At 71.7% G+C, this 18,171-nt stretch carries 22 protein-coding genes and 1 pseudogene; 15 read left to right on the top strand and 8 right to left on the bottom strand.

Features of this window, described 5'->3' with window-relative positions; genetic code table 11:
* The first annotated feature begins 2 nt into the window (after positions 1-2).
* From sbnA to IE248_RS37990, 4 genes and pseudogenes are all read left to right on the top strand, one after another.
* Complete coding sequence (sbnA, locus tag IE248_RS35545; RefSeq protein ID WP_190032934.1) at positions 3-1,004, top strand: 2,3-diaminopropionate biosynthesis protein SbnA; 1,002 nt, start codon at positions 3-5, stop codon at positions 1,002-1,004.
* A gap of 168 nt (positions 1,005-1,172) precedes the next feature.
* Positions 1,173-1,412 (top strand): chaplin, encoded by a 240-nt coding sequence (locus IE248_RS35540; RefSeq protein ID WP_037790668.1) that lies wholly within the window; start codon positions 1,173-1,175, stop codon positions 1,410-1,412.
* A gap of 236 nt (positions 1,413-1,648) precedes the next feature.
* Complete coding sequence (locus IE248_RS35535) at positions 1,649-2,296, top strand: fasciclin domain-containing protein (protein ID WP_190032974.1); 648 nt, start codon at positions 1,649-1,651, stop codon at positions 2,294-2,296.
* 168 nt (positions 2,297-2,464) lie between these two features.
* Positions 2,465-2,722 (top strand): annotated as a pseudogene (locus IE248_RS37990) (molybdopterin-dependent oxidoreductase); the annotation flags it as partial.
* A 43-nt stretch (positions 2,723-2,765) separates the two neighbouring features.
* Here the strand turns inward: IE248_RS37990 and IE248_RS35530 are convergent.
* The gene (locus tag IE248_RS35530; protein WP_229895767.1) at positions 2,766-3,440 is read right to left on the bottom strand and encodes a class I SAM-dependent methyltransferase; all 675 of its coding nucleotides are present in this window, start codon (positions 3,438-3,440) and stop codon (positions 2,766-2,768) included.
* A gap of 361 nt (positions 3,441-3,801) precedes the next feature.
* On the opposite strand from IE248_RS35530, the gene IE248_RS35525 reads away from it, so the two are divergent.
* Positions 3,802-4,653, top strand: a complete 852-nt coding sequence (locus IE248_RS35525; protein WP_190032933.1) for a helix-turn-helix domain-containing protein — start codon at positions 3,802-3,804, stop codon at positions 4,651-4,653.
* A 29-nt stretch (positions 4,654-4,682) separates the two neighbouring features.
* Here the strand turns inward: IE248_RS35525 and IE248_RS35520 are convergent, their stop codons facing one another.
* Entirely contained in the window at positions 4,683-4,964 is a 282-nt protein-coding gene (locus tag IE248_RS35520) for a hypothetical protein (RefSeq protein WP_008736954.1), read from the bottom strand.
* Positions 4,965-5,371: 407 nt separating this feature from the next.
* Between IE248_RS35520 and IE248_RS35515 the strand changes: the two genes are divergently transcribed.
* The 4 genes from IE248_RS35515 (at position 5,372) to IE248_RS35500 (ending at position 7,464) form a co-directional block, all read left to right on the top strand.
* Positions 5,372-5,722, top strand: coding sequence for a hypothetical protein (locus tag IE248_RS35515; RefSeq protein ID WP_190032932.1), 351 nt, complete (start codon positions 5,372-5,374; stop codon positions 5,720-5,722).
* Complete coding sequence (locus tag IE248_RS35510) at positions 5,715-6,524, top strand: hypothetical protein (RefSeq protein ID WP_073799051.1); 810 nt, start codon at positions 5,715-5,717, stop codon at positions 6,522-6,524. The genes IE248_RS35515 and IE248_RS35510 overlap by 8 nt, the downstream gene beginning before the upstream one ends.
* A gap of 296 nt (positions 6,525-6,820) precedes the next feature.
* Positions 6,821-7,081 (top strand): hypothetical protein, encoded by a 261-nt coding sequence (locus IE248_RS35505; protein WP_008736948.1) that lies wholly within the window; start codon positions 6,821-6,823, stop codon positions 7,079-7,081.
* Between the two features lie 59 nt (positions 7,082-7,140).
* The gene (locus tag IE248_RS35500) at positions 7,141-7,464 is read left to right on the top strand and encodes a hypothetical protein (protein ID WP_100580687.1); all 324 of its coding nucleotides are present in this window, start codon (positions 7,141-7,143) and stop codon (positions 7,462-7,464) included.
* A gap of 102 nt (positions 7,465-7,566) precedes the next feature.
* On the opposite strand, the gene IE248_RS35495 is transcribed toward IE248_RS35500, so the two are convergent.
* Positions 7,567-8,409 (bottom strand): DUF4436 family protein, encoded by an 843-nt coding sequence (locus IE248_RS35495; protein WP_073799289.1) that lies wholly within the window; start codon positions 8,407-8,409, stop codon positions 7,567-7,569.
* A gap of 263 nt (positions 8,410-8,672) precedes the next feature.
* Between IE248_RS35495 and IE248_RS35490 the strand changes: the two genes are divergently transcribed.
* Positions 8,673-10,256 carry an alpha/beta fold hydrolase gene (locus IE248_RS35490; RefSeq protein WP_190032931.1) on the top strand — a complete coding sequence of 528 codons (1,584 nt, stop codon included), beginning with the start codon at positions 8,673-8,675 and terminating at the stop codon, positions 10,254-10,256.
* A gap of 12 nt (positions 10,257-10,268) precedes the next feature.
* Positions 10,269-11,879 (top strand): alpha/beta fold hydrolase, encoded by a 1,611-nt coding sequence (locus IE248_RS35485; RefSeq protein WP_229895766.1) that lies wholly within the window; start codon positions 10,269-10,271, stop codon positions 11,877-11,879.
* Positions 11,880-11,944: 65 nt separating this feature from the next.
* Here IE248_RS35485 and IE248_RS35480 read toward each other — a convergent pair whose 3' ends face one another.
* From IE248_RS35480 to IE248_RS35460, 5 genes are all read right to left on the bottom strand, one after another.
* Positions 11,945-12,376, bottom strand: a complete 432-nt coding sequence (locus IE248_RS35480; protein ID WP_190032930.1) for a hypothetical protein — start codon at positions 12,374-12,376, stop codon at positions 11,945-11,947.
* Between the two features lie 166 nt (positions 12,377-12,542).
* Positions 12,543-13,490, bottom strand: coding sequence for a M56 family metallopeptidase (locus IE248_RS35475; RefSeq protein WP_100580676.1), 948 nt, complete (start codon positions 13,488-13,490; stop codon positions 12,543-12,545).
* Positions 13,487-13,867, bottom strand: a complete 381-nt coding sequence (locus IE248_RS35470) for a BlaI/MecI/CopY family transcriptional regulator (protein WP_073799056.1) — start codon at positions 13,865-13,867, stop codon at positions 13,487-13,489. Before IE248_RS35470 ends, IE248_RS35475 begins: the two co-directional genes overlap by 4 nt.
* Before the next feature lie 172 nt (positions 13,868-14,039).
* Positions 14,040-14,987 (bottom strand): M56 family metallopeptidase, encoded by a 948-nt coding sequence (locus IE248_RS35465; RefSeq protein WP_100580675.1) that lies wholly within the window; start codon positions 14,985-14,987, stop codon positions 14,040-14,042.
* Positions 14,984-15,361: a BlaI/MecI/CopY family transcriptional regulator gene (locus tag IE248_RS35460; protein ID WP_008736934.1), complete on the bottom strand. Its 378-nt coding sequence runs from the start codon at positions 15,359-15,361 to the stop codon at positions 14,984-14,986. Before IE248_RS35460 ends, IE248_RS35465 begins: the two co-directional genes overlap by 4 nt.
* Before the next feature lie 120 nt (positions 15,362-15,481).
* On the opposite strand from IE248_RS35460, the gene IE248_RS35455 reads away from it, so the two are divergent.
* The 4 genes from IE248_RS35455 to IE248_RS35440 form a co-directional block, all read left to right on the top strand.
* The gene (locus IE248_RS35455) at positions 15,482-16,165 is read left to right on the top strand and encodes a DedA family protein (protein WP_073799058.1); all 684 of its coding nucleotides are present in this window, start codon (positions 15,482-15,484) and stop codon (positions 16,163-16,165) included.
* The gene (locus IE248_RS35450) at positions 16,162-16,770 is read left to right on the top strand and encodes a phosphatase PAP2 family protein (protein WP_073799059.1); all 609 of its coding nucleotides are present in this window, start codon (positions 16,162-16,164) and stop codon (positions 16,768-16,770) included. The genes IE248_RS35455 and IE248_RS35450 overlap by 4 nt, the downstream gene beginning before the upstream one ends.
* Positions 16,767-17,468 (top strand): phosphatase PAP2 family protein, encoded by a 702-nt coding sequence (locus IE248_RS35445; protein WP_190032929.1) that lies wholly within the window; start codon positions 16,767-16,769, stop codon positions 17,466-17,468. The genes IE248_RS35450 and IE248_RS35445 overlap by 4 nt, the downstream gene beginning before the upstream one ends.
* Before the next feature lie 69 nt (positions 17,469-17,537).
* On the top strand, positions 17,538-18,171 hold a 634-nt coding region (locus IE248_RS35440; protein WP_190032928.1), incomplete at its 3' end, for a cupredoxin domain-containing protein.

The raw sequence follows: 18,171 nt of genomic DNA, 5'->3' as shown, positions 1-18,171 counted from the left end.
TCGTGCGTTTCATATCCGTTCCCTACGCCTTCAACGAAGAGGAACTCTTCGTCGACCTCCGCCCGAGTCTCGATTGCCCACTGTTCCTCAAGTGCGAGGGATTCAACTTCGCCGGGTCCGTCAAGCTGAAGGCCGCCACGGAAATGGTGGAGGCCGCCGAGCAGGACGGCACCCTGACACCGGGCTCCGTCCTGGTCGAATCCTCCTCCGGGAACCTCGGGGTCGCCCTCAGCGTGATCGCGGCCAGCAAGGGGTACCGCTTCATCTGCGTGACGGACCCCCGCTGCAACCTGGCGACCCGGCTCATGATGGAGGCCCTGGGCAGTACCGTCCACGTCATCACCGACCGACACGTCCCCGGTGGTTTCCTCGCCGCACGTCTCGCCTACGTACAGGGGCTGTGCGAAGCCGACGACCGTTGCGTGTGGCTCAGCCAGTACACCAATCCGGGCAACTGGAAGGCCCACTACCGAAACACCGCGCCCGCCATCGCCAGGGGATTTCCGGCACTGGACGTCCTGTTCGTCGGGGCGGGCACCACCGGGACCCTCATGGGGTGCGCCCGCTACTTCCGGCACTGGCACCGGCCCGTGAAGATCATCGCCGTGGACAGCGCCGGTTCGGTGACCTTCGGCGGTGCGCCGGGGCGACGGATGCTTCCGGGCCTGGGCATGAGCGTGCCCCCTCCGCTGCTCGACAGGTCCCTGGTGGACGAGGCGGTGATCGTCGAGGAGTCGGACTCCATCCGCACCTGCCGGAGCCTCGCCCGACGCGGCTTCCTCTTCGGCGGTTCGACCGGCACCGTCGTCAGCGGGGCGAAGGACTGGCTGGCGCGCCATCAGGATCCCGGTCTCACCGCCGTCGCCATCGCCCCCGATCTGGGGGAGCGCTACCTCGACACTGTCTACCAGGCGAACTGGGTGCAGGCGCTCTACGGCGATGACGCCGGACCGCAGCGCCCCGGTCGCGGCCCCGGACGTCCTGACCTGCTCACGGATCCGTGAGCATTCGGCCGTATGGCCGGAGCCGTCATCCGTTGGAGGGAAGCAGCCGTCCGCGGCCAAGCCGGAGCGGGCCCGGGCGACGAAGGGGGGACGCGGGCCTGATCCAGGGCCGTGCGCATCGCCCCCCACAGGGGGCGGCGCTGAGAGTTCATCAAGGGAGACATCGTCATGTCGCGTGTTCTGAAGAGTGCAGCCCTCGCCCTGGCCGCCGGCGCCGTGGTGGTGGGCGGTGCCTCGATGGCTTCGGCCGACGCGGGCGCGCAGGGTGCGGCCATCGGCTCCCCGGGCGTGCTGTCGGGGAACCTGATCCAGGTCCCGATCCACATCCCGGTCAACGCGTGCGGGAACTCGGTCAGCGTGATCGGGCTGCTCAACCCGGCCTTCGGCAACACCTGCGTCAACGCCTGACGGTAGGCCGGAGCCCGGCCCTCCCCGGGAGCGGGGAGGGCCCGGCTCGTCAACACAACAAGAGATATTCACTCGATCGTATGAGAGACCCATCCGGTGTGCTCGGGGCGCCGAATACAGGTCGTGAGGGGCACCGGATCTGGTCACCCCGTATCGCACATCTGCACCGCCGCCGCATCCGGTCCGCAGGTTCCGCTTCTTTCGTCACCACACACTGACACCCCATGGAGAACACAGTGCACACGCTTCGCTTCCGTCGTACCGCCGTCGCCGTTGCAGCCGCCGCCGTGCTGCCCTTCGCGCTGACCGCATGCTCCGGGGACAGCGACTCTCCCGCCGCGGGTTCCGCCGCCTCGGCGAGCACGGACGGATCCGCTTCGGGTGCCGCCTCCGAGCCGGCGATGGCGATGGACAAGCCGTTCGGTTCGGCGTGTGCGGGCGTCCCGAAGGAGGGTGCGGGCTCCTTCGACGGGATGGCCAAGGACCCGGTCGCCACCGCCGCCTCGAACAACCCCGCCCTGTCGACGCTGGTCGCCGCCGTGAAGAAGGCCGGCCTCGTGGACACCCTGAACAACGCCAAGGACATCACCGTCTTCGCGCCCACCAACGACGCCTTCGCCAAGATCCCGAAGGCCGACCTCGACAAGGTCCTCGCCGACAAGGCCATGCTCACCAAGATCCTCACCTACCACGTCGTGGGCCAGAAGCTCACCCCGAAGCAGCTGGAGAACGGCTCCTACGACACCCTGGAGAAGACCAAGCTCACCACCAGCGGTTCCGGTGAGTCCTACAAGGTCAACGACACCTCCAACGTCGTCTGCGGCAACGTCCCCACCGCCAACGCGACCGTCTACATCGTCGACACGGTCCTGATGCCCAAGTAACCCTACGGTCAGGGCATCCGTACGACAGAGCGCCGGGTGGGCCGGTCACCGCACGCGGTGACCGGCCCACCCCGTTCGTCGTCGCTGGGCGGGGCCGTTGCGCCGACCGGGGGAGCAGGGCGGTTCCGCGTGTCATGTGCGCGGTTCGGCGAGCGGGTGCGGAGCGCGGTGGGCCGGGCACGGTCGGCGGGGCCGCCTCCGGGCCCCACGCGTCCGGGTTTCTGGCGCAGCCCTCTGCGCGGGCCGTGGCTGACCGCAGTGTTCGGGCTGGTCCTGCTGGCCGGGGTCACGGTGCTGTTCGTGACGGGCCTGCTGTCGTACGCCGCCTACAACCCCGACCTCGCCCCCCGCAACGACCAGACGCCGGACAAGGGCTGGCTCGGCTTCTACCTGTTCACCTGGCCCACCTCCCCGTCTGGACGGTACGGACCTGGCTGCGCCTGCGACCGGAACGCAACGGGGCAAGGGCTCAGACACACGCCCGCAAGGCCACGAAGTGACGTGTCCCGGGCACGGTCCACTCCTCGACGGGAGACCAGCCCGACAGCCGGGCGTACCGGACCACCGCACCGGATCCCGCTCGGGCCCAGGCGAAGACGGTGCTGATCGCCGCCTGCCCGGAATGGATCCGTACCCGTCGCCTCTCGTCCACCTCCGAGGGCGCGGCCTCCACGATCAGGAGCCCTCCCGGGTGTACGAGGTCGTGGACGCGCCGCAGCAGGTGGAGCGGGTCGCCCCCGATGCCGATGTTGCCGTCCATCAGGAGCGCCGTGTCCCACGTGCCCTCGTCCGGTACCGGGCTGAAGACCGTACCGCTGCGCGCGGGACCGCCCCGGCACACCGTGGAGATGACGGCGACCGGGGAGACGTCGATGCCCAGGACGGTGTGGCCCCGCGAAGCGAGTGCCTCAACGAGGCGTCCGGCCCCGCACCCGAGGTCCAGGACCCGCCCGGCACAGCGCTCCAGGACCGTCCGGTCCGTCGGGTCCACCCGCTGTGACCAGCGGCCGACCTCCAACGGGAAGGTCCAGCCCTCGCAGTCCCGCAGCGTGATGTCGCCGGCGGGAGCGAACATCGCCTCCGCGTACGGGCCGCGGCTCCATGGCTCCGGTGATCCGATCAGCTGCCGTTCGGAGATGCTCACACGGGCTCCCTGAGAATCGTGTACCTGGCAAGAGCCGCCACCCGCGCCCCGGGCATCGGGCCCGGCCGCTCCTCCGCCCCGCCGACACCGGAGCGGACTCGCACGAGGCTAGGACGCCTGGTCCCGCCCCGCCCAGCGGGAGCGGCAGACGGGCGATCCGCGCCGTCCGGGGTGTGAGCCGACCGCGCGGGAGCCGTGAATGCCCCGGCGCAGCGCCGGGCGCGTTGGGCCTCTGGGCTGAATAGGTGATCTTCGTGGTCCTGGTGTGGCTCCTCGGCGGTCCGGATACGCAGAATGCTTTTGCCGCTTGTCCTGGGTGTGCGTCTCAGCATGAGGTCCTGTAGTCGGAGGTAGACCGCCCATGGCGGCGAACGGAAGCCCCACCATCAGAAGGCGGCGCCTGGGTGCGGAACTCCGCCGCCTGCGCCGTGCCGCAGGTATGACGGCCCAAGAGGTGGCCGGGCGGCTTCTGGTGTCCCAGTCCAAGATCAGCCTGTTGGAGACGGGGCGTCGCGCCATCAACCCCCGTGACGTACGGGACGTGTGTGAGCTCTACGAGGTCACCGACCAGTCGTTCGTCGCCGCGCTGATGCGGATGGCGAGCGAGTCCGGCCGGCAGGGCTGGTGGGTCGCCTACGGCGACGTCCCGTACAGCGTGTTCGTCGGGATGGAGACCGAGGCCGCCTCCATCCACTCGTACGAGCCACTGGTGATCCCCGGCCTGCTGCAGACCCCCGCCTATGCCGCCGCGGTCATCAGGGAAACGAACCCTCACATCACGGCCGAGGAGGTCGCCACCCGTCTTGAGGTGCGGTTACGGCGCCAGCACCGCGCCCACCATCCGGCCCGTTCCCTCCGGTTGTGGGTCGTCCTGGACGAATCGGTGCTGCACCGCGCCGTCGGTACCGCCGGGATCATGCGCGAGCAGCTCGAACACCTGCACCTCCTCAGCGCCCAGCCGCACGTCACGACGCAGGTCCTCGCACACGGCGCGGGAGCGCACCCCGGAGTCTCGGGGCAGTTCTCCATCCTGACGTTTCCCGACAGCGACGGGGGAGCCGTGTACCTGGAGCGCTTCACCAGCGACCTCTACCTGGAGAAGCCGGCGGACCGCCGGCCCTACCAGTTCATGTACGACCACCTCCAGGCGCAGGCCCTCGGCCCCGAACAGAGCCGCGAGTTCATCCACGACGCCCTCCGGATCCACACCTGACCCCCGTGAGCCGCAGGCGGTGTCCGTACTCAGCCGGCGACACCACCTCCCGGTCCGGACAGCGCTCCACAGGCGGCGCAGGTGGTCGCGCCCACGGGTTCTCGTACCGGCACGGCAGCCAGCGGCACTTCCGGGTAGGAGGGCCAGGTGGCTTGCACGTTCCTGTCCAGAACGTGCCTGAAGCGTTGCTGGCGCCTCAGTTCGAGGATGTCCCCGTGCCGCATCCGGCCCACCCCCGACGATGCCAACGCGCCCCAGAACGCTCCCAGTACGGCGCAGACCAGCACAACCTTCAACAACACGTCTGCCACGGCAAGTCCTTTCCGCTGGCGGACTGGTTCAGGGGCTCGCGGTCGAACCCTCGCCAACAGTTCGTCATAACGCTTCGGCATATGCAGAGTTATGCCCCGTCTTCTTGTTGCAGCCATAAGCAGCACCTGTCGGATTACCGTTACTTCCGACTTCCATCAGGCGGCCCGGGCGCCTCGGCGGGGCCGGTCGGGAACGCGACGGCCTGGCCATTCGCCGGGGATCGGGCGGCCCCGCCCGGGCGGTGCCAGGTCTCGCGAGAGCCGTGCGAGCCGGGAGCGCGCTCCCCTGCGCCGCGCCGGTCGCCGCCCCGCCCTCACCGTCCTGAGCTGCGACGACGTGCTGTGGGAGGGCGCGCGAAGCGAAACCCGACAGGTCAACCTGGATACGCTCCGCCATCATCACCCGCATGGCGCATGCCCTGTCCGAGGCCGGGAGCGTTAGTTGGACTATGACAACGGCAAACCTTGATGCAATCCTTCATCGGTATACGGCGGGGGAGGTTCCCTCCATCGGTTCCGAGGTTCCCCGGATGGGCAAATGGGCATTCATGCCGGCCTCATCGGACCGCGCCCAGAGCGAACACGCGACCCTGTGCCACGAGGGTGGGGAAATCGAGCTGAGATACTCGTCCGCGGTGTTCGAGGACTTCCTCAAGGCGATGGAAGTGATCCATCACGATTTCGATCGACGGTCGCAGGACCTGGACGCGTCCCGGATGTGCGCCGACGATCAAGTGAGGCTCCGCGCCCGTGTATGAACCCTACGGTCATCACGGCAGGAACGGCTTTCCCGTCCAGCCGGATCCCCACACGTTCCGGCAAGTACCGGATCCCGAAGAGGACATCGCCGCGATGCACGCGGCGTTCGGGCTGAGCCAGCAGAACGGCGGATGGGATCCGGCGGAGGAGCTCGCCTGTCTTCTTCAGGGGAGCATGGCCGCCGGCCAGGGGGAGACCCTCGACCGCATCGTCTTCGACGATGAAGGCGACACGATGCGTACCACCGGTCTGGTGGGCGGACCGTCGGACACCATCGGAATGCCCCGGACACACGTGTCCGGCGGGCACCGCCGGACCGCGACGGCGAAGAGGTCGACGGCGCCGTTGATGCGGACGGGCAGCTTCTGCACCGCGGTACTGGTGGCGATCATCGCCGCCGTCGTGAGCATCCTCAGCGGCCTCGCCCTCTGCGACGCCCTCCGGCACAGTGCCACGCCCCACACCGCACACGAAGTGGTCAGTTGGTGGCCGCTGCTGATCTACGGGCCCTGGATGGTCGGCTCCCTGTCCATCCTCAGGGCGGCCCTGCACCAGCGCCGAGCCGCCCACTCCTGGTCCATCGTCCTGTTGTTCTCCTTGCTGGCCACGCTCCTGTGCGTGTCTCAAGCGCCGAGAACGTTCGCCGCCCAGGCATCGGCGACCCTCCCCGCCATCGCCGCGCTCGCCTGCTTCCAGCAGCTCGTCCGCACGATCACGCTCACCCGACCCCCTCGCCAGCCGACGCCACGACACCGTAATTCCAGGCCCTCCCCCGCCTCGAAGCTCCATCACCGGGGCTGACGGTCACCTCCGCGAAGGCCCCGGCGGGAAGCGGTCCGCCGCGTGCGCGGTGGGTCTGTGCTCGGAGGGCGGTCGCCCGGGTGCGTCGAGAGCGGTGAAGACCGTGACGACGCCCGGGCGGAGCGGGGCCACCACGGCCATCGACGGACACGCGACAAGCGCCAGCCACATGGAGAGCGGAGTCCTTCCCCGAGCCGAAGTGATGATCTTCACCTGGGGAACGACAATCGGATCCAATAAGTCACGGGCGATCCGCGATCTCGGCACCCCCCAACACCTGCAAGAGGAGAGCGACCATGCCCTACGACACTTCCTACGCCGAGCGGATCCAGTACAAACAGCTTCAGGACGCCGCCTACCAGGCAGGCCTGGACGCCGTCACCAACCTTGAGGCAGCCCTCGCGCTCGCGGGGCTGTCCCTCCCCTCCCTGGCCAACGACGGGCCCTTGGGCTCCCGCGGGTTCGTCCGGCTCGGCGGATGCAGCGTCGACCTCGCCAACCAGCTCGCCGAGGTGATCGCCGCGGGTGCCCACGTCCTGCAGGAGCACCGGACATGAGCCGGCGCCCTCCCACCACACCTTCCCCCACCACCAACCGGACTCCCGGAGGTCCTGGCATGAACACGTGGCGAGTTCCCCCACAGGCGCCGAAGACACCGGAGGAGCTCGACCCCTACCGCTTCCCCGGTCTGCGGGGATTCGAGCGCAACAAGGACAGGTGCTTCCAGAACTCCCCGCCGAACGCGAACCCGAGCCAGGAGCAGCAGGAGTCCGTCAGCCGGATCAGCGCGACGGACCACCGGCGCCTCGACCTGCACGCCGCGTTGACCGCCGCCGGAATCCCGCCGCGCGCCGGGGACCTGCGCGCCATCGAAGCCGTCTCCGCACTCGACGACGCCGTCAACGCGGCCATCCAGCGATGGATCACCGGCGCCCGATGACCGACCGCACCCGAGCGGAGGCCCGGGCCCCGTCCCCGGGCCTCGCCCGGACGAGTCGACGGCAGGCCCCGGTCCCGGCCCTCGGCTGAGTCCCGCATCTCCTCAGAGGGCGGGCTGGGGGTCCTCGTCCGGCCGGAGGGCGGTGCGGACGCCGGTGAGGACCACGGTGATCAGGCAGAGGGCGATGAGGGTCTCGGCCCACAGGAAGGCGAACCAGTCCAGCACGCACCCGATCGGGGGTGTGCCGGGAGCCGTGTTGCGGAACGCCGCGAGGGCGAACAGGGTGGCGGCCATCCAGGCGAGCGCGGGCCAGACCAGTCCCTCGACGCGGGTCGTCAGGTACCAGGTCCCCAGGAGCACGGAGGCCGCGAGCGCCCACATCACGACCATCATGAAGACCGCGAAGACGAGCACGCTGCCCGACCGGGACAGCCTCAGCGCCACGACGGCCGACTGCCGGGAGGCCGCTTGGTTCGCGGAGGCCGAGAAGAGCGTGTCCTTGTTGGAGAAGTGCAAGCGCACCGGCACCTGCTCGTCCCCGAGCTGCGCCTGGAAGCCGATGGCGGTCGCGTAGCTGTCGAACGGGTAGTCGCTGACCGATCCGCCGGTGAGCGCGACCTGCACGTCCCTGGTCTCAAGCCGCTCGTGGGCCTTGAACATCAGATCGCCCAGGGTGGCCCCGGAGGTCCTGAGTCTGAGATCGGCCACGGGTGCGGTCCCCTCCGCTTCGCCGAGGGTTCCGCGTGGAGTGACCCAGACGCGCAGCACCAGCTCTCTGCCCGTGGCGTCGACGTTCTGGATGACGGCGTCCACGTCCACCCGGTCGGCGGCCGAGGCGCCGACGGTGTGCACGGTGTCGACCGCCTGCCGCTCGGTGAACTGCAGCCACGAGCCCACACCCACCGCCACCACGATCAGGACCGCGATGGGCAGCAGCACCGGCAGGATCGACCCGCCGGAGCCGCGTGGGCGAGGCGGGTCCGGCGGCGGGCCGGGCGGTGGGGTCACGGTGACTCCGACGAGGTGGGTAGGGGGTGCCCCATCGTGTCGGACGGCCGGTGGGTACGGGTCGTGACCACTCCGCGTGCACCCGAACGCTTCACCCGGTAGCGTCGAAAGCGCATGTTCGGCCCACAACGTTCCCGCAAACCGCTGCGGCCCGGTCCCGTCGGAGGCCGCCGCCGATGTCGGCAAAGGAACGAGATCACATGCCCAAGCACACGATCCGCGCCGTGGCCGCCGCGGCGGCTGTGGCCTGCCTGGCCGCGTTCGGCCCCGCACCGGTCAGCGCCTCGACGGCATCCGACGGCGCCGCCTGGCCCGGTGCGACGCCCGGTGCGACGCCCGGCGTGACGCCCACCCCGGCAGCCCCCCGGTTCGTGCCCGGAACCTGTCCGAAGACGCCCGAGCCCATGGAAGCGCTGGCCAAGGCGCGGTGCGGCTTCCTGGAGGTCCCCGAGAACCGCTCCCGCCCCGGCGGCCGGACCGTCAGGCTGGCCGTGGCGGTCATCGCGGCCGCCACGGCGAAGCCCGCCGCGGACCCGGTGGTGTTCATGGCGGGCGGCCCCGGCGCCGACACGTTCGACGACATACCGTTCCTCATCGACTCCGGCCTGAACAAGGACCGCGACCTGATCGTCATGGCTCAGCGCGGCAACCTGTACGACCAGCCGAACCTCGCCTGCCCGGAGGTCGACCGGTTCAACGAGCGGGCCGTGGGCCTGGGCTACGACGCCCCGCAGGCCGAACAGCTCATGCTCAAGGCGGTGAAGGACTGCCGCGCCCGCCTCACGGCCGACGGCGTCGACCTGAGCGCCTACAACACCACCGAGAACGCGGCGGACTTCGCCGACCTGCGCAAGGCGCTGGCCATACCCCGGTGGAACGTCTACGGCTACTCCTACGGCAGCAACCTGGCCCTCACGTACCTGCGCCTGCACCCCGAGGGGATCCGGTCGGTGGCGATCGACTCGGTCACACCTCCCCGGGACGTGACCCTGCCGTGGACCTGGGGCAGCACCGCCGAGGGAATCCACAACATCTTCGCGGCGTGCGCGGCGCAGCCGGCCTGCAAGGACCGCTACCCGGACCTCCCCCGCACGCTGACGGAGCAGGTGCGCAAGCTGGAGGCCCACCCCCTCACGCTGTACGTCAAGCCGCCGAGCGGAGGGAAGCCGGTCAAGACCGTCCTCGACGGGGGCGCGCTGCTGAACCTGATCGTCGCCTTCACCCCCCGGCCCAAGGACATCCCGGCGGCGCTCGACGAGCTCAGCCGCGGAAACCCGCAGCGCTTCGCGCAGGCCCGCGCCGCCGGCTCGGTCCAGCCGGTCGGCATGTTCGCGCACGGCCTGACGAACTCGATAGCGTGCGGCGAGTGGGCTCCGGGCTACTCGGAGTCCGACGTGCTGAAGGCGGGGCGCAAGGCCTTCCCCGGGTGGCCGGACACGGTCCTGGCCCAAGTGCCGCAACTGCCCTTCCAGTACCCGGTGTGCGGTCTCTGGAACGTCGCGGACCGAGCGAAGGTCCAGCGGCTGGCGACGGTCAGCTCTGTGCCCGCGCTGCTGGTCTCCGGCACGTTCGACGTGAAGACCGGGGCGAGCTGGGCGAAGGGCGTCGCCCGCGACCTGTCCCGCTCGACCTCCGTACAGGTCCCCGGAATCGGCCACTGGGTGGTCCCACAGTCGCCCTGCGCGCAGCGCGTGCTGGCGTCGTTCCTCGCCCGCCCGACCGCGCCCGACACCTCGTGCGTGGACGGTCTCGAACCCACACCGTTCACGATCATCCCGAAGTAGCGGGGAGGCCAGATGACACGCCACCACGCGCCCCGTCGGCGGAGCGTCGTACGACGACTGCGGGCCACGTCGGCCGGCCTGGCGACGGGGCTCCTCGTCACCGGCCTGCTCGTGGCGCCCGCCCAGGCGCGCTCTCGCACCGACAGCAGCACCGGCCCCGGGGCGCCGATCGGCACCACCGCCCGCACGGTGGGCGACGCCCGCTACGAACCGGGCCCCTGCCCCAGGACGCCGGAACCGGTCGAGGCGCTCAAGGGAGCCCGCTGCGGAACCCTCACCGTCCCCGAGAACCGTGCCAGGCCGACCGGCAAAACGATCAGGCTCGGCGTCGCGATCGTGCCCGCCGAGTCCCCCACACCGAAACCCGACCCCGTCGTGTGGCTCGCGGGCGGACCCGGCGACGACGCGGTCGGGGAGGCGAAGATGGCGATCGACGGCGGCCTGAACCGCGACCGCGACGTGGTCTTCATGTCCCAGCGCGGCACGTACTCGGCCGAGCCGAACCTCCTGTGCCCCAACATCGACGAGTTCAACGCCCGCGCCGTCGGCCTCGTCTACGACGCGCCCTCCACCGAGCGGCTGCACGTCAAGGCCACGAAGGCCTGCCGCGACCGGCTCGCGGCCCGGGGCATCGACCTCAGCGCCTACAACGACACCGAGAGCGCCGCCGACTACGACGACCTGCGCACCGCGCTCGGCATCAAGCAGTGGAACCTGTACGCCATCTCCTACGGCACCCACCTGGCACTGGTCTACATGCGCCTGCACCCCGGCGGGCTCCGCTCGGTGGCCCTCGACGGCATACTGCCGCCGTCCAAGGGCGGCTCGGCCCTGACCTGGAGCAGCGCCCGGCAGGGCTTCGACGGCCTGTTCAAGGCCTGCGCGGACCAGCCCGCCTGCGCGAAGCGCTACCCGGACCTGCCGGCCACCTTCGACAAGCTCGTCCGCGACCTCGAAGCCAAGCCGGTCACGACCACCGTCACCCTTCCCGGGAGCGACAAGCCGGTGAAGGTCGTACTGGACGGCGGGGCCCTGGTGAACTGGATGACCTCCGCCACCCACGTCGCACCCCAAGTCCCCATCGCCCTCGACGAGCTGGCGCACGGCAAGCCCCAGCGGATCGCCACGCAATGGGCCGGCGGCAAGCTCAGCCCCGCGGCCGTGGGCAGGGTCGCGCACGGTCTCAGCTACGGGGTCTTCTGCAGCGCGTGGACTCCGTACGAGAGCGAGGAAGCGGCACTCCGAGGCGGACAGGCGGCGTTCCCGTCCTTCCCCCGCTCGGTGCAGGCCCAGGCTCCGCAGCTCACGTTCCTGCATCCGGACTGCGCCGCCTGGAACGTCCCCGCGGCGGCGCCCTCGATCCGGGACGCCACGCGCGGGGACATCCCCACCCTCGCCCTGTCGGGCGGCTTCGACTCCCAGACCGGCGCGGACAACGGGCCGTACGTCGCCCGTACGCTGAGCAAGGCCAAGGTCGTCACGGTCCCCTACGAGCCGCACGTGGTGTTCGCCACCTCGAAGTGCGCCCAGGAGATCGCCACCTCCTTCTTCGACACCCCGGCCGCGCCGAAGACCGGATGCCTGAAGGGCCTCGAACCGCCCGAGTTCGAGATCGGTCCCTGAGCCGGCGCGGAGGTACGGACCGACTTCAACGAGCCCCGTCCAGGCTGACCGGCCGGCCCGCTCCTCTAGATCCGGAAACCCCGTTGCGCCCCACCGGACCGGGCGGCTGTCGCGCACACCCGGCGCAGCAGGTAGTGGAGCTGCGCGCGCTCACCCTTCGTGAGGGACGCCAGGAGGACGTCCTGTACGCCGTTCACGTGGTCGAGCGCGGTCGCCCGGGCCGCGGCACCCGCCGCGGTGAGCGTCAGGACCTCCTGCCGGCCACCCACGTTGACCACCAACGCCTGGATCAGACCCTGGCTCTGGAGGTCGTCCATGACCCGTGAGGCCACGGCCGCCGGGGCGTCCACCTGCGCTGCGAGGTCGCGCCGCGCGTGCGGGCCGAGATCGGCCAGCACCTTGAGGATCGATTGGTGGAGCACGCTCGACGCGCGCGCCTCCAGGCTCTCGGCCATCAGCGTCTCGACGGATCTGCCCGCGGCTGCCAGGAGTTCCACGGTCGTCCCGGAGGGATTCGATGACCCGTTCCCCCTGTCGTACACGTCGCATCCAATCACTCGGGCGTGCCGAGGTAGATGCGGCAAGTCCAGGCTCACCATACTTAAACCCAGGGTGATTGGTCTACATCAAAGTCGACGCTCAGGGGCCTCGACGGCCGCCGGCTCAGCCGCTCAGCAGGGCCCGCGCGGTGAACTCCACGTACTCGTGCAGCCCGTACGCCAGGCCCAGTGCCAGTACCGCCGATACCGCCACCGCGGTCGCCAGGCCCACCGCGGCGGCCTGTGCCCCGCGTGCCCGCGGCCGGACCGGCGCCGGCCGCAGCAGGGCTTCCACCCGTTGCGGGACCGGCCCGCTGCCCACCGACCGGAGGGGGCCGTGGCCCTTGCCGGGCTGCCCGGTGGAGGCGGCGGCCAGCGCCGCACGCGCGATGGCGGTCGCCGCCAGCCGCCGGTTGCCCACCGAGGAGGCCGCCGTCTCGTCCGCCCACCGTTCGAGGTGCAGGTCCAGGGCGGGGCGCAGGGACCGCAGGGCCGGGTGCACCGCGGCGGCGAGATAGGCGGTGACGGACAACAGGTGGTGGCGGCCCGCGAGATGGGCCCGCTCGTGGCCGAAGAGCACCTCGCGCTCCGCCGGGTCAAGAGCCCGGATCATGCCCGTCGTCACCACGATCCGCCCACTGCGCCCCCGCCACCCCGGCAGCGCGAACGCCTGCGGGTCGGGGCCCGGTACCACCAGCAGGTCACCGTCGGGCACCGCGTCGCCCGTGGCGGACCAGGCGCGCGCGAGCACGGAGCGGTGTTCGTGCCAGCGGCGGACCACCAGCACCGTCTGGAGGGCCAGTGCCGCTCCGGCCGCGGCGGCGACCGGCACGGTAGCCGGCCATTCGGCGGCCGCGCGGGGGAGGGGGACCTGTTCGAGGGCGGCGAGGAAGGGGACGTGGAACAAGCCGATCAACGCCGCCACGGTGCCCCCGGCCAGCAGCAGGGCCGCCCCGGTCAAGGCCGCGCAGGCCTCTCGCGGCGGCAGCAGCGCCGCCAGCCGGCGGGCGGCGGCCGCCGCGCCCCACGGCAGTACGAGCGCCAGCGCCACCAGGGCCAGCACCAGGGTCATTCGCCGTCCTCGGACTCCAGGAGCAGGCGCCGCAGCGCCTCCTCGTCATCCCCGGACAGTGAGGACACGAACCGCTTCAGTACGAGGTCGCGCTGCGGCTCCCGGTCCAGCTCCCGCCGCATGCGGCCGGCCGCCAGGCCGGCGGCGTCGTCCGCCGCCGCGTAGGCGAAGCCCCGGCCGGAGCGGGTCCGTACGAGCGTGCCCTTCTCGTGGAGCCGGGTCAGGATCGTCGTGACCGTCGTCCGGGCCAGGTCCCGGCCGAGCGCGCCGTTGATCTGCTGCGGCGTCAAAGGCCCTTCGGCCGCCCACAAGACCGCCAGCACGTCCGCGACGAGCTCGCCGTGCGGACGCCTCGCGTCCCGACCGTCCTCCACCATCCCGCTACCGCCCTGCTGCTGTACCGGACCGATGCGCCCGGACGCTGATACGTAGGTTTGCCTTGGCTCACTCTACGGGGCGCGGATCAGGCCGGGCCCAGGCCGTACCGCCATGGCCGACCGGGCCCGGAGGGCCGGCGCGAAGCGGCCCCGTACTCCTCGGAGTACCACCTCAGGGGGATTCGCCCTGGGCGATCTCGATGCCGTCGTGCAGCTCGTCGGCCGCGTGGAGGGACGCCCCGGCGGACAGGACCACGCAGGACAGCAGCGCGAGCGCCGCCGCCCGGCGGACGAGGGGCCGCATCGCCCTGCCGGAGCCGGGGTCGGGGACGCCCAGCAGAGCGGCGACGCGCTTCGGAACGGGACCCGCGGTCGCCGCGAGGGCCGGTCCCGGGCGCGGGGTCGCGGCGGCGGACGCGGCGCGGGCAGCGAGAGCGGCCCGCGCGATGGCCCGGGCCGTCAGACCGCGGTCTCCGACGGCCGCGGCCGCGGACTCGTCGGCGCTGCGTTCCACCGCGTAGGCCAGGGGTTCGCGCAGTGCGCGAAGGCCCGGGTGGCACAGGCCGGCCAGGTCGACCACCGCGGTGAAGAGGTGGTGGCGGTCCTTGAGGTGGGCCCGCTCGTGGGCGAGCAGGGCCTCGCGCTCGGGCGCGGAGAGCGCACGGATCATGCCCGTGGTGACCACGATGCGGCCGGGGCGGCCGGGAAGCGCATAGGCATCGGGGTGGTGGTCGGCCAGGACGACGAGCTCGCCCTCCGACCGGGCCGCCAGAGCCCGTGCCCGCCGCAGCCGCCGCTGTCGCCGCCCGGCTCCCCGGACCAGCAGGGTGGTGCAGCAGACCAGGAGGGCCGCCGCCACGGCGGCGACGGCGACGACGGCATCCGGCGCCCCGGACGCGAGCGGTACGAGCAGGTGCCCCACGGCGGCCACGACGGGCAGGTGGGTGGCGCCGGGGACGACGAGCAGGGCCAGGGCGCACGTGCTCGCACCGGCGAGGCCGATCGCCGCCAGGGCCAGCACGAGGACGGCGCGCCGCGGCGGCAGGCTCGCGGGAAGCCGCCGGGCCGCCGGACCGGCGAGGAACGGCAGGACCAGGGGCAGCCACACGGTGTAGATCACGAAGGGCGTCCGTCCCCGTCGAGCAGCGAGCGCAACAGGCGCTCGTCCTCGTCGCCCAGCTGCGAGACGAACCGGCTCAGCACCGCGCCCCGGTCCTCGTCCTTCGCCAGTTCCGCGTGCATCCGCCGGGCGGTGAGTCCCGAGGCGTCCTCGGTCGGGAGGTAGGCGAAGCCGCGGCCGGACCGTTCCCGGCTCACGGTCCCCTTCTCGTACAAGCGGGTCAGGATCGTCGTCACCGTCGTGCGGGCGAGCGCACCGCCGAGGGCCTCCTGTACCCGTCCCGGCGTCAACGGCCGTCCGGCGGCCCAGAGCGCGGCCAGGACCCCCGCCTCCAGTTCGCCGGCGGGACGCCGCTCCCCGTGTGTGTCGCCCATGCGCTCGCTCCTTTCCTCACCGGTCGTCTACAGTAACGTAGACCGTCTACAGAGTTGTAGTCGTAGGTGGCGGGGCGTGGCCCGGCCCCTGTTCCTCTCACCTCACGGGAGCTGCTCGGCATGCCCCTGCACATCCTCGCGGCAGCGTCGCGGACGCTCGGTCCACAGGCCGTCAACCTGCTCGACGCCGGCTCGCTCCTGTCGGCCTTCGGCGCTCTCGGCGTCGCGGTCGTCCTCTTCGTCGAGACGGGTCTCCTCGTCGGCTTCTTCCTCCCCGGCGACTCCCTCCTCTTCACCGCAGGCCTGCTGTGCGTGCGCGGAAACCACGGGCCGGTGCACCTCTCCCTCCCGCACGTCTTGTGCGCGGCGGTGGCCGGCGCCCTCCTCGGCGCCCAGACCGGCTATCTCATCGGCCGCCGGGGCGGAGGCGCCCTGCTCGCTCGAAGCCGCAGCCGCAAACTCCACGAGGGAGCCGAACGGGCCGAGGGATTCCTCGACCGCTACGGACACGCCAAAGCCATCCTCCTGGCCCGCTTCGTCCCGATCGTGCGCACCGTCGCGAACCCGATGGCCGGCGCCCTGGGCGTCCCCGCGCGCGTCTTCACCCTCTGGCAGGTCGTCGGCGGCCTCGTGTGGACCGTCGGCCTGGTTCTCGCCGGCTACGGGCTCGGCTCCTCGGTTCCCGATGTCGACCGCTACCTGCTGCCGATCGTCGCCCTCGTCGTCCTCGTATCCCTGACCCCGCTGGCGGTGGAGATGATCCGCCGCCACAGCGACCGCACCTCGAACGGAAGCCCGCATTGAGCCCGATCGCCCTGGACGGACCCGCCGTCGACGGAAACCTGTACACCTGGCTCACGGGAGTCGCCCGGCAGGCCCCCTCCTGGCTGGACGGCCTGATCTCCGCCTGGTCCACCTACGGCCTCGCCCTCTTCGCGGCCTTGATGCTGCTCGGCTGGTGGCGCGCGAGGAAGGCCGGCGATCCGCACGTAACGGCGACGGCGCTGGCCGCGCCCCTCGTGGTCACCACGGCCTTCCTGGCCGATACGGGCATCAAGTCCCTCGTCCGGGAACAGCGGCCCTGCCAGACCCTGCACACGCTGACGCTGGAGGCCTGTCCGCCCCTGGGCGACTGGTCCTTCCCCAGCAACCACGCCGCGATCGCGGCCGCCGCCGCGACGGCCCTGTGGCTCCTCGATCGCCGGCTCGCGGCCATCGCGGTCCCCGCCGCGCTGCTCATGGCCCTGTCCCGCGTCTGGGTGGGCGCGCACTACCCCCACGACGTACTTCTCGGCCTCGCCGTCGGCGTGTGCGTCGCCTGGCCGCTCACCCGTGCCGCCCGCCGCGCAGCCCCGCTCGTGAAGCGGCTGGACTCCACCGCGCTGCGACCCCTGGTCGCCCCCCGGTGAACCCGGGCGCGGTCTCCCTCCCGACTCGCTGGGCGCTGGTCTCGGCCCTGTCCGCCGCCCTGTTCGGGCTCCTGGCCCTCCTCGTGACCGCCCGTCACGGAACCCCCTGGGCCCTGGACCGGAGCCTGTACCTGTGGTCGGTACGGCACCGCCCCCCGGTCCTCTTGGCCGTCGCCCGCGCGATCACCGCGACGGGTACCGGTCCCGTTCCCTACCTCTGTGCCGTCACCGCGGGTCTCGTCGTGGGTGTGGGCGTGGGCCGGGGCGCGTGGGGCCGGTTGTCGCCGGTCGCGGGAGCCCTGGGGTTCCTGCTGCTGGTCCAGGGCATGCGGTACGCCGTCCTGTTCGCGGTGTCCCGGCCCCGCCCGCCGGCCGGGGGCTGGGCCACCCATGCCCACGGGTTCGCCTTTCCCTCCGGCCACACCAGTACGTCGGCCACGGCGGCGGGGCTGCTGGCATGGGCCCTGTGGCGGACGGCGACTCCGGCCGCCGCCCGGGCCGGCTGGTGCGTGCTGGCCTGCTGGGCCGTCGCGGTCGGCCTGACCCGCGGCTACCTCGGCGTGCACTGGCCCAGCGATGTGCTGGGCGGCTGGCTCTACGCCCTGACCTGGCTCGCCGCCGCGGCCGCGTGGGCCGCGAGGACGTACCGCACCGACCGGCCGGCGCCGCCCGGCCCACGATCGTCTACAGTTCCGTAGACGAAAGGGCAGCCTTGCCTTACCGTGATCCATCGAAGTCCATCCGCTCCGCCCTGCCTGGGAGTACGCATGTCCACCACTGTCCGTTCGGCGCTCCTCGCGACCACCGGTCTCGCGATAGCCGTCGCCGCCGCCACGGGGTGCGCCCAGAAGAGCGGCGCCGATGGCGACGGCGCGATCAAGGTGGCGGCCTCTGACACGGCGTGCGAGGTCTCGAAGAAGGACTTCCCGGCGGGCAAGGCGACCATCGAGGTCGAGAACAAGGGCGCCAAGGTCACCGAGCTGTACGTCCTCTTCCCGGACGGCCGCATCGTCGCCGAGCGCGAGAACATCGGCCCCGGCACCAAGGCCACCATCACCGCCGAGATCAAGGCGGGCGACTACGAGTTCGCCTGCAAGCCGGGCATGAAGGGCGACGGCATCCGCACCAAGGTCAAGGCCACCGGCAAGGGCGGCGAGAAGCGCAGCCCCGAGCTGGATGCCGCGGTCGCCGCCTACCGCGCGTACGCGCAGGAGCAGGCCGACGAGACCTTGCCGAAGGCGCAGGCCTTCGCCGATGCCGTCAAGGCCGGGGACGTCGAGGCGGCGAAGAAGGCGTACGCGCCCTCGCGCCTGGGCTGGGAGCGCACCGAGCCGGTCGCCGAGTTCTTCGGTGACATCGACCCGAAGGTCGACGTCCGTGAGGACGGCCTGGAGGCCGGCC

This window comes from Streptomyces goshikiensis, assembly GCF_014650555.1.
GTDB lineage: Bacteria > Actinomycetota > Actinomycetes > Streptomycetales > Streptomycetaceae > Streptomyces > Streptomyces goshikiensis.
The sequence above is the reverse complement of the archived record's forward strand: the minus strand, read 5'-3'. Positions and strand labels throughout refer to the sequence as shown.

Excerpts from the sequence above, each read along its gene's own strand:
- IE248_RS35490 (WP_190032931.1), top strand. The coding sequence starts at position 8,673 with ATGCCCAAGCACACGATCCGCGCCGTGGCCGCCGCGGCGGCTGTGGCC.
- IE248_RS35475 (WP_100580676.1), bottom strand. The coding sequence starts at position 13,490 with ATGACCCTGGTGCTGGCCCTGGTGGCGCTGGCGCTCGTACTGCCGTGG.
- IE248_RS35500 (WP_100580687.1), top strand. The coding sequence starts at position 7,141 with ATGAACACGTGGCGAGTTCCCCCACAGGCGCCGAAGACACCGGAGGAG.
- IE248_RS35515 (WP_190032932.1), top strand. The coding sequence starts at position 5,372 with ATGGCGCATGCCCTGTCCGAGGCCGGGAGCGTTAGTTGGACTATGACA.
- IE248_RS35470 (WP_073799056.1), bottom strand. The coding sequence starts at position 13,867 with ATGGTGGAGGACGGTCGGGACGCGAGGCGTCCGCACGGCGAGCTCGTC.
- IE248_RS35460 (WP_008736934.1), bottom strand. The coding sequence starts at position 15,361 with ATGGGCGACACACACGGGGAGCGGCGTCCCGCCGGCGAACTGGAGGCG.
- IE248_RS35485 (WP_229895766.1), top strand. The coding sequence starts at position 10,269 with ATGACACGCCACCACGCGCCCCGTCGGCGGAGCGTCGTACGACGACTG.
- IE248_RS35505 (WP_008736948.1), top strand. The coding sequence starts at position 6,821 with ATGCCCTACGACACTTCCTACGCCGAGCGGATCCAGTACAAACAGCTT.
- IE248_RS35455 (WP_073799058.1), top strand. The coding sequence starts at position 15,482 with ATGCCCCTGCACATCCTCGCGGCAGCGTCGCGGACGCTCGGTCCACAG.
- IE248_RS35525 (WP_190032933.1), top strand. The coding sequence starts at position 3,802 with ATGGCGGCGAACGGAAGCCCCACCATCAGAAGGCGGCGCCTGGGTGCG.
- IE248_RS35540 (WP_037790668.1), top strand. The coding sequence starts at position 1,173 with ATGTCGCGTGTTCTGAAGAGTGCAGCCCTCGCCCTGGCCGCCGGCGCC.